Origin of the sequence: [Empedobacter] haloabium (assembly GCA_008011715.2) — a bacterium.
In the GTDB taxonomy this organism is placed as follows: domain Bacteria; phylum Pseudomonadota; class Gammaproteobacteria; order Burkholderiales; family Burkholderiaceae_D; genus Rugamonas; species Rugamonas haloabia.
Genome location: CP136508.1, coordinates 5,779,351 through 5,793,918, shown reverse-complemented (window position 1 = coordinate 5,793,918; position 14,568 = coordinate 5,779,351). Strand labels below are relative to the sequence as shown.

Annotated in this window: 11 protein-coding genes; 8 read left to right on the top strand and 3 right to left on the bottom strand. The window is 71.4% G+C overall.

Annotated features, from left to right (window positions below; genetic code table 11):
* Nucleotides 1-19: 19 nt before the first annotated feature.
* Nucleotides 20-1,363 (bottom strand): winged helix-turn-helix domain-containing protein, encoded by a 1,344-nt coding sequence (locus E7V67_025185; GenBank protein WUR12946.1) that lies wholly within the window; start codon nt 1,361-1,363, stop codon nt 20-22.
* A 184-nt stretch (nt 1,364-1,547) separates the two neighbouring features.
* Between E7V67_025185 and E7V67_025180 the strand changes: the two genes are divergently transcribed.
* Nucleotides 1,548-6,530, top strand: coding sequence for a PEP-CTERM sorting domain-containing protein (locus E7V67_025180; protein WUR12945.1), 4,983 nt, complete (start codon nt 1,548-1,550; stop codon nt 6,528-6,530).
* Nucleotides 6,531-6,640: 110 nt separating this feature from the next.
* Complete coding sequence (locus tag E7V67_025175; GenBank protein ID WUR12944.1) at nt 6,641-7,000, top strand: hypothetical protein; 360 nt, start codon at nt 6,641-6,643, stop codon at nt 6,998-7,000.
* Between the two features lie 74 nt (nt 7,001-7,074).
* Here the strand turns inward: E7V67_025175 and E7V67_025170 are convergent, their stop codons facing one another.
* The gene (locus E7V67_025170; protein ID WUR12943.1) at nt 7,075-7,419 is read right to left on the bottom strand and encodes a hypothetical protein; all 345 of its coding nucleotides are present in this window, start codon (nt 7,417-7,419) and stop codon (nt 7,075-7,077) included.
* Between the two features lie 317 nt (nt 7,420-7,736).
* On the opposite strand from E7V67_025170, the gene E7V67_025165 reads away from it, so the two are divergent.
* Genes E7V67_025165 through crtB form a run of 5 tightly spaced genes read left to right on the top strand, consistent with a single transcriptional unit; the run spans nt 7,737 to nt 13,634 of the window.
* Complete coding sequence (locus tag E7V67_025165; GenBank protein ID WUR12942.1) at nt 7,737-8,717, top strand: polyprenyl synthetase family protein; 981 nt, start codon at nt 7,737-7,739, stop codon at nt 8,715-8,717.
* 9 nt (nt 8,718-8,726) lie between these two features.
* Entirely contained in the window at nt 8,727-10,013 is a 1,287-nt protein-coding gene (locus E7V67_025160; protein ID WUR12941.1) for a glycosyltransferase, read from the top strand.
* Nucleotides 10,010-11,179 (top strand): lycopene beta-cyclase CrtY, encoded by a 1,170-nt coding sequence (gene crtY / locus E7V67_025155; GenBank protein WUR12940.1) that lies wholly within the window; start codon nt 10,010-10,012, stop codon nt 11,177-11,179. The genes E7V67_025160 and crtY overlap by 4 nt, the downstream gene beginning before the upstream one ends.
* Complete coding sequence (locus E7V67_025150; GenBank protein ID WUR12939.1) at nt 11,176-12,663, top strand: phytoene desaturase; 1,488 nt, start codon at nt 11,176-11,178, stop codon at nt 12,661-12,663. Before crtY ends, E7V67_025150 begins: the two co-directional genes overlap by 4 nt.
* Nucleotides 12,660-13,634 carry a 15-cis-phytoene synthase CrtB gene (gene crtB / locus E7V67_025145; protein WUR12938.1) on the top strand — a complete coding sequence of 325 codons (975 nt, stop codon included), beginning with the start codon at nt 12,660-12,662 and terminating at the stop codon, nt 13,632-13,634. The genes E7V67_025150 and crtB overlap by 4 nt, the downstream gene beginning before the upstream one ends.
* Here the strand turns inward: crtB and E7V67_025140 are convergent.
* Nucleotides 13,531-14,064 carry a sterol desaturase family protein gene (locus tag E7V67_025140; protein ID WUR12937.1) on the bottom strand — a complete coding sequence of 178 codons (534 nt, stop codon included), beginning with the start codon at nt 14,062-14,064 and terminating at the stop codon, nt 13,531-13,533. The two genes, crtB and E7V67_025140, sit on opposite strands and share 104 nt — an antisense overlap.
* Before the next feature lie 68 nt (nt 14,065-14,132).
* On the opposite strand from E7V67_025140, the gene E7V67_025135 reads away from it, so the two are divergent.
* On the top strand, nt 14,133-14,546 hold the full coding sequence (locus tag E7V67_025135) for a DUF2141 domain-containing protein (protein ID WUR12936.1): 414 nt from the start codon (nt 14,133-14,135) through the stop codon (nt 14,544-14,546).
* Nucleotides 14,547-14,568 lie beyond the last annotated feature (22 nt).

Sequence of the window (14,568 nt, the reverse complement as noted above, 5' to 3'; positions counted from 1 at the left end):
CTGTTTTTTTTGCAGTACGCTACGCCGCCGACATTGCCCGCGCAAAACGCCGGTGCGACACCGGCATCGTATAGCAGGGGGCCGGCGCGGCATCGAACCTAAGCAGCCCGCGCTCCACCAGCGTTCCCAGCAGATCGAGCGTGCGCCCGATATCGCGCGCGCCACCCACGTCAAGCAGGTCTTCCAACGAAAACGGCACCGGCAGCCGCGCCGTTGCGCGCCACAGCGCTTGCTCGTCCGGTGCCAGCAGCGCGTAGCTCCACGCCATGGCGTCATGCAGGCTGCGCTGGCGCGCCGGTACGCCCTCGTGGCTGGTTGCCAATACCGAGAGCCGCTCGTCCATCCGCTGCAGCACGCCCGAAACACCCAGCGCCGGGATGCGGGCCGCCGCCAGTTCCAGCGCCAGCGGCAGGCCGTCCAGCTGGCGGCACAGCTCGATCGCGTCGGGCAGTATGGCCGGGGTCAGCGCAAAGCGGTGATCGTGCCCGCGCGCGCGGGCCGCCAGCAAGGCAAGGGCGCCGTAGCGCAGCGCTTCCGGCAAGGGTGTGCCGGCCGGCGGTACCGCCAGCGGCGTCAGCCGGTAGACCTGCTCCTGCGACAGGTGCAGGCGCACTTGCGTGGTCACCAGCACATGCACGGTGCCATGCGCCAGCAGCGCCTCCAACAGCGGCGCCAGCAGCCGCGCCACCCGGTCCGCATTGTCGAGCACGAGCAGGCCCGGACCGCGACCCAGGTCACGCGGGAAGGCAGCGCCCCCCTGCTGGCCGGTATCGGTGTCGCATCCGCCGGCCAGCGCGCGCAGCAGGCTGGCATTATCGACGCAGTCGGTCAGGTCGATCCACGCGCGGGCGGCCGCCGGCAGCTGGCGCGCAAGGGCGCTCTTGCCGACACCGGGGCCGCCCGACAGGCAGACCAGCCGGTGCTCGCGCAGCAATTCGCTCAGTTCGGCCAGGTCGCTGGCCCGTCCGTACAGGCTGGCGCCGAGGCTGTCGTGTGGGGCGCTCGTGTCGTCCGAGGTGGCCGTCGCGGCCAGGTTCAGGCGGTAACCGAAGCCCGGCACCGTGGCGATGGCATCGCGGCCCAGGATCTTGCGCAGCAGCGAAATCTGCACCTGCAGGTTGTTTTCCTCCACCACCAGGCCCGGCCATACCGCGGTCATCAATTCGCTCTTGCGGGCCATGTCGGGATGGCGCGCGGCCAGCACGGCCAGCACGTCAAACGCGCGACCGGTGACGGCAATCGTCTTGCCGTGCAGGCGCAGCCAGCGCGCGGCGGGCCACAGCTCGAACGAACCGATCTGTATGGGTGGGCGATCAGACTTTATTAAGGCCGGATTCAGGTCCGCCAAAGGATTTTCAGTCATATCGATCCGATAATTTGCGATCAGTGAGGCCGCGCTGCCAACGTCCGGTCCGCCTTTAGTGGATAGCATGTTTGCAAGGCTGGCGCAATCTGGCCGGCCCCGGCATCGGCGTGGCTTCCCAGGGCTGTGGTGGTCCCACCACATATGGCATGTCACGGTATAGCTCAACCAGAAGGGGTTCGCCATGTACTCGTCTTCCTGCCTGCGTCCCGTCAAGATCTGCGCGCGGCGGCTGGTGCCGCTGCTGCTTTCCCTGGCCATCAGCGAGGCCTATGCGGTGGAAACGACCGGTGCGCCCGGCACGCCGGGAACGCCCGGGGCCGTCCCCGGCGCGCCTGGCACGGCGGGCGGTCCCGGGCAGCCCGCCGTGGCGGTCGCGGGGCCCGATAACAGCCCCCTGAACTCGGCCGATGCCCGTGGGGGCGCCGGCGGCCAGGGCGGCGACGGTGCCGCGGGCAACGCCGGCCAGAACGGTGGTGCAGCCGGCGCTGGCGGTGCCGGCGGTGCCGCGAACGCGACCGCCATGGCACAACCCGCGTCCGGCGCCGCCGCGGCGGTTGCCCATGCCGCGGGCGGCTGGGGCGGCAGCGCGGGCATTCCCGGTGCCGCCGGTGCAGGCGCGGCAACGGGCGCGGGCGCCGCGGGCGGCAGCGGCGGCGCCGCCAATGCGCTGGCCGAAGCGCGCGGCAACGGCGATGCCGACGTGACGGCCGAAGCCGTCGCCGTCGGCGGCAGGGCCGGCGGCGCGATGGGCGTCGGCGCGAGCGCCGGTGCGGCCGGGTTGGCCCGGGCGGTCGCCAGTGGCCATTCGACCATCGGCGCCGTGCGCGTGGGCGCGCACCAGACCGGTGGCGACGGCGGCGATGCGCGCGGCGGTCTCGGCACGGCCGGCGCAGCGAGCATCATGGCCGACCAGGTCAGCGGCAGCACGTCAGGGGCGCTGACGCTGTCGCAGCAGGCATTCGGCGGGGCCGGCGGCCACAGTCCCGACGGCAGTGGCGCCATGGGAGGCGCGGGCGGTCCCGGCGGTGCGGGCGGGAATGCGGGCAGCGCGCTGACACTGGCCGATGGCACGGCAAGCACGCTGGATGTCTACCTGAGTGCACGGGGCGGTGACGCCGGCTCGGGCACGACGCTGGGTGGGCAAGGTGGCGCTGCCGACAGTCACTTGCAGCTCAGTTCGACGGTCGCCGGCGCTCCGCTGCAGGGCTTCGTCGGCGCCCAGGGCGGCAACGGCGGTGGCGGCCCGGTAGCGGGCAACGGCGGCATGGCCCGCGTCAACTCGACGATTCGAGGCCTCGGCGCCGTGACCGGCAATGCCAGTGCCACCGGCGGCAACGGCGGCATCGCCAGCGGGAACCTGGCCGGTGGCGCGGGCGGCATGGCAACGGCCTCCGGGTACCTGAGCGGCGCGGCGGTCGCCGGCAGCATGCTAGCCCAGGGCGGCCAGGGCGGGGGCAGTGGTGACGGCAACGGCGCCGCAGGTGGCGGCGCCACCAGCCACATCGGCGGCGCTGCGAACGGCACCGAGGCATCCATCCTGCATGCGTCCGCCACGGGCGGCGAGGGCGGCAGCGCCGTTGGCACGGGCAGGGTCGCGGGTGCCGGCGGCCTGGCACTGGCAACCGCCACCGGCAGCGCCACCGGCGGCGACCTGCGCGTCGGCGTCACGCAGGGTGGCGGCGCGGGCGGGCTGGCGTATGCCGATGCGCAAGGCGGTGCCGGCGGGGCTTCCGAGCTGGTGAACGCCGTCAGCGGCAGCAGCCACGGCACGCTTTCGCTGGATCAGATCGCTACCGGCGGCCGCGGCGGTACCAGCGACAGTGGTGCCGGCGGCAGCGCCGGCCTGGCGCGCAGTGTCTTGACCCTGGCGGATACGACGGCCGCGCGCCTGGAGCTGGCCAGCAGGGCAATCGGTGGCGACGGCGGCGATAGCCTCAGCGGCACGGCAGCCGGCGGCGGCAACGCCGAGGCATCCGTCGACGGCACGGCGGGCAGCGGCACGCTCACTATCGTCGGGCTGGCCATCGGCGGCATCGGCGGCCGTGGCGTTGCCGGGGCTCAGGGTGGCACGGCGCAAGCCGTCGCCAGCGGCAGCGGCGCCGGCGCCCTCGTCAATATCGAGGCCGAGGCCGTGGGCGGCCGGGGCGGGCGGGGTGACGCGGGCGGCGGCGGTGCTGGTGGGCAAGCCACGGCCAGGGCGACCGGCAGCTCGACCGGCTCCAGCGACAGCCTGCTGTCGGTGACGGTCACCCAGCGCGGCGGCGAGGGCGGCGAGGTGCGGCGCATCACAGCCGGTGCCGGGGGCGCGGGCGCGGCGTCCAGCGCGATCGATGCCGTCAGCGGCAACACCAGCGGCAGGCTCTATCTGGGCCAGAGCGCCATCGGCGGCAACGGTGGTGCGGCCTATGCGGGCAGTGGCGGCGTGGGCGGCGCCGCGTTGTCGCGACTCACCCTTGCCGACCCTGGCATGACGAGCGCGCTGCAGGTAGCGCTGGATGCGCGCGGCGGCCATGGCGGCGCCACCACGTCCACCGGCCCCGGCGGCAACGGCGGTACGGCGCGGGCCGAGCACACGGCCAGCACGGTCATGACGCGGCTGGACGGCACGGTCGTGGCGACCGGCGGCAATGGCGGCGGCACCGGCGCAGGTCAGGCGGGAGCAGGGGGCGACGCCAGTACCGTGCTGACGCTGTCCGCATCCGACACGGGCGCGCGCGGCACCAGCGTTGCCTACGGCGGCCAAGGCGGCAGCCAGTTGGCCCTGGGTGACGTGCCGGGCCGGGCTGGCGCCGGCGGCAACGCCGATGCCACGCTGACGATCGCCGGCATGGACAGCATGTATGGCTCGGTCGGCGCCCAGGGGGGCCACGCCGGTACCGGCCGCAGCAGCGGCAATGGCGCCGACGGTGGCGCGGCCACGTCCAGGGCCAGCGGCACGTTGCGCTATCCCGGCGCCATGGAGCTGCTGGGCAGCGCCCGCGGCGGCAACGGGGCCGAAGGCTCGGGCCGTGGCAACCGCGGCGGCGCTGGCGGCGCGGCGACCACCGCCGTCAGTGCCACGGGGGCAGGTAATCTGGTCCTTGCCGCTGCCGTCGTCGGGGGCGATGGCGGAGCGGGCCGCAGTGGCGCGGATGGCGGGGCCGGGCGCGGGCTGACGCTGCTCGACAGCGCCGCAGGCAGTACCAGCGGTGCCTTGTCGATCAGCCTGAGCGGCCGGGGCGGGCGCGGTGGCGACAGCGATGACGGCAAGGCCGGCGCCGCCGGTGTTGCCGATGTCACGCTAACGCTCGTCAACAGCGGCGCGGAGGGCGTGTCGCTGGCCGCGACGGCGACCGGCGGCGCTGGCGGCAACGCGGGCGGCGGCGGTGGCCCGGCGGGCGTCGGCACGGCCAGCGCCGGTGCGCTGGGCACGGCCACGATTCATGCTTCGGCGCAGCGTTCGATGGATGCCACGGCGCAGGGGTTTGGCGGCAACGGCGGCAGCCATTTGTCCGGTAACGGTGCCCGGGGCGGGCAGGGCCAGGCCAACAGCACGGCCATCAGTACCGGCGGCAGTAACGGCGCCATTTCCAGTCATGCGATGGCGACCGGCGGTGCCGGCGGCAATGCCAGCGGCAGCGGCTACCAGGCCGGTGCCGGTGGCGCTGCCGGCGCTGTCGCCCGCGGCATCGGCGGCGGCGAGTCGGTTGCCGTCAGCGCCCGTGCCACGGGGGGCACGGGCGGCTTCGGGCAGCAGGGGGCCGCGGGCGGTCTCGGCGGGGCGGCAGTGCTGACCGATGCGGTCAGCGGCCGCAGTGGCGGCGTGCTCACGCTGGAGCAGAACAGCTTCGGCGGCATCGGCGGCGGCAGCGAGGATGGCTTTGGCGCCACCGGCGGGCTGGCCAGTTCCCACCTGACGGTCTCCGACAGCGATGCCGCCTACTTCCTGGGAGCCACCGTCGGTGCCTACGGCGGCTCCGGTGGCCAGGGGGCGGGCTCGGCCTCGGCCGGTGCTGGCGGCGCGGCGGAAGCGGTGCTGGCGCTGCTGTCGCCATCGACCGGCGCCGGCGGCAGCGTCTTTGCCGTTGGCGGGGCAGGGGGCGACAGTGCCGCGGGCGCTCACGGCATGGGGGGCGACGCCCGCGTCCGTGGCTCGGTCGAGTCCGCGATCGGGGCGGATAGCACGGTCTCGGCACGTGGCGGTGCCGGCTACCTCGGCCTGGCTGACGGTGGCCGGGCCGATGCCGTCAGCCGGGCCACCTCCGCCGGCGCAGCGAACGCGAAGGGGGCAGCCTACGGCGGTGCCGGAGCAGTGCTGGGCAGTGCATCGGCGCTGGTCGAAGCGCGCTCCAGCACGGCGTTCGGCAGCAGCCTGGCAAGCGCCGAGGCCAGCGGTCTGCAGGCCGATGCCACTGCCCGGTCCTGGGCGCAAGGCGCGGCCAGCAACCACGCCCACGCCACGTCGAACGGCGAATATGGCGCGGCCAACTCGCTCAGCAATTCGACCGGTGCGGCCGGGATGACGGTCCAGACCCAGGCCGCCGCGCCTGCCGGCGGCACGGTGCGCACGGCCACGTCCGCCAACGTGGGCGGCGCCGCTTACGGCTTGATGGGGCCGGCGTCGGGCTACCAGGCCCTGTCGTATGCCCTGGCCGCACCCACTGCCGGTACGGTTGGCGACGTGCTGGCGGATGCGCCGACGGTAGCCGCCGCGCTGGCCGGCAGCCAGGTGATGGGCATTGGCACGATGGCCAGCAGCTATGGCACCGAAGCTGTCGCGGGCACGCCCTACACGTATGTCACGGCGGCGAACTTCGTGTTCGCGACGGGAGTGGCGGGCCACCTGACGCTGGGCCTGCTGGGCTCCGTGTCGGCTGCGGCCGGGTTCACGGAACTGGAACTGATCGTGCGCAGCCACGGAGCGCAGGTGTTCTCGCAGACCTTTACCACCGTTGCCGAAGCCCAGTCGTTCTTCGCCGACCGCGCCCTCGTGCTGGGCATGCTGGGTGCGGGCAACCAGGATCTGCTGGTCTCGGCCGGCTTCACGATGACCGAGCCTGGTGGGTTCGGCTTCGAGTACGCGATCGGCGTGGCGGCCATTCCGGAACCGGGCACGTGGATGCTGCTGCTGGCGGGCCTTACCGTCGTGTTCATGCGCCGGCGCGGCAGCGGGGAGCCAGCATGAGCGCCCGGCCCGATCTCGCGTTCGAGACCGCCGCCGGGGCGAACACAGGAGCGGCCGTGTCAGCGCGGGCACGGCCGCCAGGATGGCCGTTGCTGCTGGGAGCCCTGGCAGTGGCAGCATTGCTGGCGCTGGCAGGCGCCGCGTGGTGGTGGCAGCTGCGCGTGCCGTTCGCGCCTGGTACCGCAGGGGCTACCTATGCCGTGCAACTGCAGAACGGGCAGATGTTCTACGGCGTCCTGCGCAGGCAGGAACGGGGCTACCTCGAACTGGTGGAGGTGTATTATGTGCAGCCCTACACGCTGCCGAATGGCCAGCCGGGCAACCGGGTGGTCAGCCGGCAGAAGAACGATTGGCACGGGCCGACCACGCTGAGCGTTCCGATCGAGCGCATCGTTTATGTGGAAGCGGTGGGCCCGGAGTCCCCGTTGGCCCGGCTGATCGCGCAGGACAAGGTACGCGGCCCGCGTTGACGGCTTTTCCCGGCCATGGACGGCACGGCCTTGCCCGCGCGCGCTCGTCCACTGGGGGCAGACGCATTGTCACGTCAGGTCAGGCGTGCGACCTTGCACCCGCGCTTGACCTGCGCCGTTTCGATCGCTTCCACTTCGCCCTTCAGCTTCGCCACGTCGGCCGCATGATCCCCGCTCAGCTTACTGGCCGGCACCAGCACGAAAAACACGGTCGCCGCATCCATATTGGCCTTCGAATCCTGCATGGCCGACACCTTCTGCAACTGCGAGCGCGCGTCCGACAGGTAAGTGGACAGCTGCGTGCAGTCGTTGCCGGCGTATTTTTCATGCGAGACGTAGGAAGCCGCGATGCTTTCAGGGCGGCTGGCGCAGGCGGACAGCGCGATGGCCGCAAGCGCGGCGATGGTGACTTGTTTCATATGACATTCCCTATGGTTTAGTTTGGAACCGCAGGGCGCATGGTACCGACGGTTGCGCCATCGAATTTCGGAAAACGTTACCTCTTCTGCCGCGAATTTGTAAGCAATTCCCCTATTTCTGTTCGGCACCTTGCAAGCCGCCAGCCAGGCTGTGCCTGGGCTGAACCGCCATTGCACCGCCCAGCACAGTTCACATTGGCCGAAAGTCATGCAAACTTCGCGCGCACGGTTGAACGCGTAACCAATTCTCAAAATGGTTTCGGTATCATCGACTGGAGGGTTATCACTTTTTCACCGATCTCGGCGGAAGGAATGGCATGGCGACACAGACGCGGCGGCTCAACCGGGTCGACCTGATCAAGCACGACGGCACCGCGGCGGAGCTCCCGTTCGTGCGCCAGGAGGTCGACGAACGTATCGAGGCCTTGCTGGCCGAGGGCGGCGACGATGGCGACTTGCTGGCGAACGCCATGCGCGCGGCCGCGCTGGGCAGCGGCAAGCGCATGCGCCCACTGCTGCTGATGCTGGTGGCGCGCGACCTGGGCTGCACCTCGCCCGGGCTGATCGACGTCGCCTGCGCCGTCGAGATGGTGCATGCGGCCTCGCTCGTCCTCGACGACATGCCGTGCATGGACAACGCCATGCTGCGCCGCGGCCGCCCAGCCGTGCACGTGCAGTTCGGCGAGGACGTCGCCATCCTGGCCGCCATCGGCCTGCTCAGCCGCGCGTTCTGCGTGCTGTCATCGGCCGAGTCGATACCCTCCGCCGTGCGCACGCGGCTCGTCTGCACTTTGTCGCAGACGATCGGTACGCAGGGCCTGGTGCGCGGCCAGTTCCAGGACCTGCGCGGCGGCCAGCGTTCCGCCGACGAGATCGCGACCACCAACGAGCTGAAGACGGGCGTGCTGCTGGGCGTGGCCGTCGAGATGGCGGCCATCGTGGCGGAGGCGGGAGATGACGTCGCGCACTCGCTGCGCGCCTTCGCGCTGGCGGCCGGTCACGCGTTCCAGATCCGCGACGATTTCCAGGACAGCGGCGACAGCGCCGTCACCGGCAAGGACACGGGCAAGGACGTCGGCAAGGCCACCCTGATCAACACCTTGGGTTCCGACGAGGCGCAGCGCCGCCTGGCCGCCTACCTGCGCGAGGCCGAGCGCCACCTGGCCGCTGCCGTCGGCAATGCCCAGGGCACGCGCCGTTTCGTCCAGGGCTTGTTCGACACGGAGCGCGGCGGCATCCGCCTGGCACCGGAACGGCTGCCGCTGGCGCGCGCGGGCGCCTGCCTCGAAGCGCACTGAGAGGACGCCATGGCGCATTTCGGCGTGGTCGCCCCCGCGTTCTACAGCCACGTCAACGCGCTGGCGGCCTTGGCCGTCGAACTGATCGAACGGGGCCACCGCGTCACGTTCCTGCACCGTCCCGATGCCGCCACCTACCTGGACGACCAGCGCATCGGCTTTCATGCCGTCGGCGCCGCCACCCATCCACCCGGTTCGCTCGATGCGATGCTGCGCCGCGCCGCCAACCCGGGCGGGCCGCTCGGACTGCGCCGCGTCATCGACGACATGGCGCAAACGACCGCCATGCTGTGCCGCGAGCTGCCTGCCGCGCTCGCCACCCTGCGCATCGACGCCATTCTGGGCGACCAGATGGAGGCGGCCGGCGGCCTGGTCGCGGAAGCGCTTGGCCTGCCCCTGATTTCCGTCGCCTGCGCGCTGCCGGTGAACCGCGAACCGGGCCTGCCGCTGCCCGTGATGCCGTTCGGCTGGGGCGAGGACGAGCGCTCCTTGCGCATGGTCGAGGGCAGCACGCGCGTGTACGACTGGCTGATGGCGCCGCACCGGCGCGTCATCGAGGCCGAGGCGCGCCGGCTCGGCATTCCGGTGCGCGGCATGCTGCACGAGTGCCTGTCGGACCTGGCGCAGATCAGCCAGACGACGGCATCGTTCGACTTCCCGCGGCGCCAGGCGCCAGCCTGCTTCCACCACGTCGGGCCACTGCGCCATGCGGCGAGCGCCGCTGTCAAGCATCCGCCGCTGCCGCCGACCGATCCCGGCAAGCCGTTCGTGTTCGCGTCGCTCGGCACCATGCAGGGCCACCGTTTCGGCCTGTTCCGCCGCATCGCGCGGGCGTGCCGCGAGCTGGACGTGCAACTGCTGGTGGCGCACTGCGGCGGCTTGACCGCGCGGCAGGGCGCCGCGTTGCGCGACGCTGGCGCCACCTGGGTATGCGCGTTCGCGCCGCAGCTGGAAGCGCTGGCCCGCGCCGACGCCGTGGTCTCGCACGCCGGCTCGAACACGGTGATGGATGCCATTGCCGCGCGCACGCCGATCCTGGCGCTGCCGATCGCCTTCGACCAGCCCGGCGCGGCGGCGCGCATCTGCCACGCCGGCATCGGCCTGCGCGCGTCGGCGCGATGGACCGGCGCCAGCGGCATCGCGCGACTGCTGCGCCGCTTGCTGGACGACGCATCGTTCACGCCGCGGCTCGCAGCGCTGGCGGCCGATGTCGAGAGCGCCGGCGGCACGCGCCGCGCCGCCGATATCGTCGAGACCACCCTGCGACTGCGCCAACCGCAGCCTGTCACGGCATGACCGACTACGACATCATCCTGGCCGGCGGCGGCCTGGCCAACGGGCTGATCGCCTGGCGCCTGCACAGCACGCGCCCGGACCTGCGCATCCTGCTGCTGGAGCAGGGCGAGCGGCTGGGCGGCAATCACACCTGGTCGTTCCACGACAGCGACGTCGATGCGGCGCAGCGCACCTGGCTAGCACCGCTGGTCACGGCGCGCTGGCCGCGCTATGACGTGGCTTTCCCGGACCTGGATCGCACGCTGGACGGCGGCTATGCCAGCATCGCCTCCGACCGCTTCGCCGAGGTGATCGGCGCCGCGCTGGGGCCAGCGTTGCGCACCGGTGTTACCGTCAGCGCGCTGAAGCCGACGTCGGTGCGCCTGGCCGACGGCACCATCCTGCGCGCCGGCGCCGTGATCGATGGGCGCGGCATGCAGGCCAGCCCGCACCTGGCGCTGGGCTGGCAAACCTTCCTCGGGCATGAAGTCAGGCTGGCCGCTCCCCATGGGCTGGCGGCGCCGGTGATCATGGATGCGACCGTGGCGCAGCAGGGCGGCTACCGCTTCGTCTACCTGTTGCCGTTCGGGCCGGACCGCGTGCTGATCGAGGATACCCATTACGTCGACACCGCCGTCGTGCCGCCCGAGCGGCTGCAAGCCAATATCGCGGCATACGCCCAGGCGCGCGGCTGGCAGATCGCCGAAGTGCTGCGCGAGGAACGGGGCGCGCTGCCCATCGTGCTGGCCGGCGACTTCGAGCGCTACTGGGCCGCGCTGGCGGGCCAGCCGTGCAGCGGCCTGCGCGCCGGCCTGTTCCATCCGACCACGGGCTACTCGCTGCCGCATGCGGTACGGCTGGCCGATCGTATCGCCGCGCTGCCGGACCTGCGCGCGCCCGCGCTGTTCGACGCGATCCGCGCCGAAGCGCAGCGCGCCTGGCGCGGCCAGCGCTTCTTCCGGCTGCTCAACCGCATGCTGTTCCTGGCGGGCCGGCCGGACGACCGCTGGCGCGTCATGCAGCGCTTCTACCGCTTGCCGGCGCCGCTGGTCGCCCGCTTCTATGCCGGCCATTTGCGCCTGGGCGACAAGGCCCGCCTGGTGTCCGGCAAGCCGCCCGTGCCCGTGTGGGAGGCCGTGGCGGCGGCCCGTCAGTTCCACCCCAGCCAGATCAGGAAATCGCAATGAAACAGATGAAACGTGCCGTCGTCATCGGCGCCGGCTTTGGCGGCCTTGCACTGGCCATCCGCCTGCAGGCCCAGGGCGTGCAGACCACGCTGCTGGAAAAGCGCGACAAACCCGGCGGCCGCGCCTACGTCTACGAAGACCAGGGCTTCACCTTCGACGCCGGGCCCACCGTCATCACCGACCCTTCCGCCATCGAGGAGCTGTTCGCCGTGGCCGGCAGGAAGATGAGCGACTACGTCGAGATGCTGCCGGTGGCGCCGTTCTACCGGCTGTGCTGGGAGGACGGCAGCCACTTCGACTATGCCAACGACCAGGAGGCGCTGGACCGGCAAATCCACGCGCGCAATCCGGCCGACGTGGCGGGCTACCAGCGTTTTCTGGCCTACTCGAAGGCCGTGTTCGACGAAGGCTATTTGAAACTGGGCGCCGTGCCGTTCCTGTCGTTCCGCGACATGATCAGCGCCGGCCCGCAGCTGGCTAGGCTGGAAGCGTGGAAGAGCGTGTACGGCATCGTCTCGCGCTTCATCGCCGACGAGCACCTGCGCCAGGCCTTCTCGTTCCACTCGCTGCTGGTCGGCGGCAATCCGTTCGCCACCTCGTCGATCTACACGCTGATCCACGCGCTGGAGCGGCGCTGGGGCGTGTGGTTCCCGCGCGGCGGCACCGGCGCCCTGGTGAACGGCCTGGTGCGGCTGTTCCAGGACATCGGCGGGCGCATCGAGCTCAATGCCCCGGTGGCGGCGATCGATACGCGCGACGGCCGCGTCAGCGGCGTGCGGCTGGAGAACGGCCGCGTGTTCGAGGCCGACGCGGTGGCCTCGAACGCGGACGTGGTGCATACCTACGACAAGCTGCTGGGCCAGCACCCGCGCGGCGCCGCGCAAGGCAAGGCCCTGCAGAAAAAGCGCTTTTCCAACTCGCTGTTCGTGCTGTATTTTGGCCTGGACCGCCATCACGCCCAGCTGCAGCACCACACGGTGTGCTTCGGCCCGCGCTACCGGGAACTGATCCAGGACATTTTCAAGGGCGACAGCCTGGCCGACGATTTTTCGCTGTACCTGCACGCGCCCTGCGTGACCGACCCGTCGCTGGCGCCGCCCGGCTGCGGCAGTCATTACGTGCTGGCGCCCGTGCCGCACCTGGGCAACGCGCCGATCGACTGGGCGGTCGAAGGCCCGCGCTACCGCGACCGCATCTTCGACTACCTGGAGCAGCGCTACATGCCGGGGCTGCGCAGCCAGCTCGTCACCAGCCGCATTTTCACGCCGCTGGACTTCCGCGACGAATTGAATGCCCACCTGGGCTCGGCGTTTTCGCTGGAGCCGATCCTGACGCAGAGCGCCTGGTTCCGGCCGCACAATCGCGACAGCGAACTGGCCAACCTGTACCTGGTCGGCGCCGGCACGCATCCGGGCGCCGGCGTGCCGGGCGTGATCGGTTCGGCCAAGGCCACGGCGGGGCTGATGCTGGCGGAGGCGTCATGAGCGACGCGACCCTGCTGCGGCACGCCACCGACACCATCAACGTTGGCTCGAAAAGCTTTGCGGCCGCCGCCCGCCTGTTCGCGCCGCCGACGCGGCGCAGCGTGCTGATGCTGTATGCGTGGTGCCGCCATTGCGACGACTTGGTCGATGGCCAGGAGCTGGGTTTTAATAAGGAGGCGGCGCCGTCGCAGGCGGACGCCCAGCAGGCCCTGGCCGCGCTGCGCGAGCAGACGAGCCGTGCCTACACGGGCGCGGCGATGGCAGACCCGGCCTTTGCCGCGTTCCAGGAAGTGGCGCTGCGCCACCAGATGCCGCGCGAGTTCGCCTTCGATCACCTGGCCGGCTTCGCCATGGACGTGGCCGACGTGCGCTACGAGACCATCGACGACACGCTGCGCTACTGCTACCACGTGGCCGGCGTGGTCGGGCTGATGATGGCATCGATCATGGGCGTGCAGCGGCCAGCGGTGCTGGACCGTGCCTGCGACCTGGGGCTGGCGTTCCAGCTGACCAACATCGCGCGTGACATCGTCGAGGATGCGGGCATGGGGCGCTGCTACCTGCCGGCCGAGTGGCTGCGCGCGGCCGGCATCCCACCCGATGAGGTGGCGCTGCCGCGCCATCGCGCCGCGCTGGCGCAAGTGGCGGCGCGGCTGGTCGATCACGCCGAACCGTACTACGCTTCGGCCGCCGCCGGCCTGGCCGCGCTGCCGCTGCGGTCGGCCTGGGCGATTGCCACGGCGCGCTACGTCTACCGCCAGATCGGCATCGAGGTGAAGCGGCGCGGTCCCAATGCCTGGGACGAGCGCGTCGGCACGTCGAAGGCAACGAAACTGTGGCTGCTGGCGAAAGGCGGCGTGCGCGCGCTTATCTCGCGTCTTCAACGGCCGGCGGCACGGCCGGGCGATCTGTGGCGGCGTCCCGGCGCGGCCGCAGAGGTGCCGGATGCCGCTCGCGCAGCTGGCGCTTGAGCGTGGCCACCGGTGGCGCGTACAGGAAGCCGAACGACACGGCGCCATCCTTGCCCGCCACCGCGTGATGCAGCCGGTGCGCCTGGTACAGCCGCTTCAGGTAGCCCTGGCGCGGCGTGTAGGTGAACGGCCAGCGCCGGTGTACCAGGCCGTCGTGCGCGACGAAATACAGGAAGCCGTAGGCGGTCATGCCGGCACCGATCCATTCGAGCGGATGGTGGCCGCGCGTGCCGGCGTAGATGAGGGCGATGGCGACGCCGGCAAACACGACGGCGTACAGGTCGTTTTTCTCGAACCAGCCCGTGCGCGGTTCGTGGTGCGAGCGGTGCCACCCCCACCCGAAGCCATGCATGATGTACTTGTGGGCGACGATGGAAAACAGCTCCATCAGGACGATGGTGGCGACGACGATGAGGGCATTCGATAACATGGGCAAAAGCCTAGCACACGCGCCCGGTGCGCACGACAGGCGTGTCCCGCTAACGTGAAGGAGAACACATGGTTGTACCTTGCAAGGCAGTGCTGGCGGCCGCGCTGCTGCTGGCATCCACGCTGGCGCAGGCCGCCGGCATCGAGGTGCGGGTCTCGGCCGTCGGGCCGAAAGGGAAAGTGAACGTGGCGGTGTGCGACCGCGAGCGCTTCCTGAAGGAGTGCGCGTATAGCGCGTCCGTCGCCGCGACGCCCGGTACCACGACGGTGACGGTGCCGAACGTCCCGCCCGGCACCTGGGCCGTGCTGGCCTTCCAGGACGAGAACGGCAACGGCAAGCTCGACCGCAACCTCTTGGGCATCCCCAGCGAAAACTACGGCTTCAGCCGCGATGCCGCCGGCCGCTTCGGCCCGCCGACGTTCGAACAGGCCGCCATCGAGGTAGGCGAGGAAACGGTCGTCGCACCCATCCGGCTGCACTGAACGGGCGGCTGGATTGACTGTT

What these genes read in the sequence shown, in the direction of transcription:
- E7V67_025160 (WUR12941.1), top strand. Translation starts at nt 8,727, where the DNA reads ATGGCGCATTTCGGCGTGGTCGCCCCCGCGTTCTACAGCCACGTCAAC.
- E7V67_025140 (WUR12937.1), bottom strand. Translation starts at nt 14,064, where the DNA reads ATGTTATCGAATGCCCTCATCGTCGTCGCCACCATCGTCCTGATGGAG.
- E7V67_025165 (WUR12942.1), top strand. Translation starts at nt 7,737, where the DNA reads ATGGCGACACAGACGCGGCGGCTCAACCGGGTCGACCTGATCAAGCAC.
- E7V67_025185 (WUR12946.1), bottom strand. Translation starts at nt 1,363, where the DNA reads ATGACTGAAAATCCTTTGGCGGACCTGAATCCGGCCTTAATAAAGTCT.
- E7V67_025135 (WUR12936.1), top strand. Translation starts at nt 14,133, where the DNA reads ATGGTTGTACCTTGCAAGGCAGTGCTGGCGGCCGCGCTGCTGCTGGCA.
- E7V67_025170 (WUR12943.1), bottom strand. Translation starts at nt 7,419, where the DNA reads ATGAAACAAGTCACCATCGCCGCGCTTGCGGCCATCGCGCTGTCCGCC.
- crtB (WUR12938.1), top strand. Translation starts at nt 12,660, where the DNA reads ATGAGCGACGCGACCCTGCTGCGGCACGCCACCGACACCATCAACGTT.
- E7V67_025150 (WUR12939.1), top strand. Translation starts at nt 11,176, where the DNA reads ATGAAACAGATGAAACGTGCCGTCGTCATCGGCGCCGGCTTTGGCGGC.
- E7V67_025180 (WUR12945.1), top strand. Translation starts at nt 1,548, where the DNA reads ATGTACTCGTCTTCCTGCCTGCGTCCCGTCAAGATCTGCGCGCGGCGG.
- crtY (WUR12940.1), top strand. Translation starts at nt 10,010, where the DNA reads ATGACCGACTACGACATCATCCTGGCCGGCGGCGGCCTGGCCAACGGG.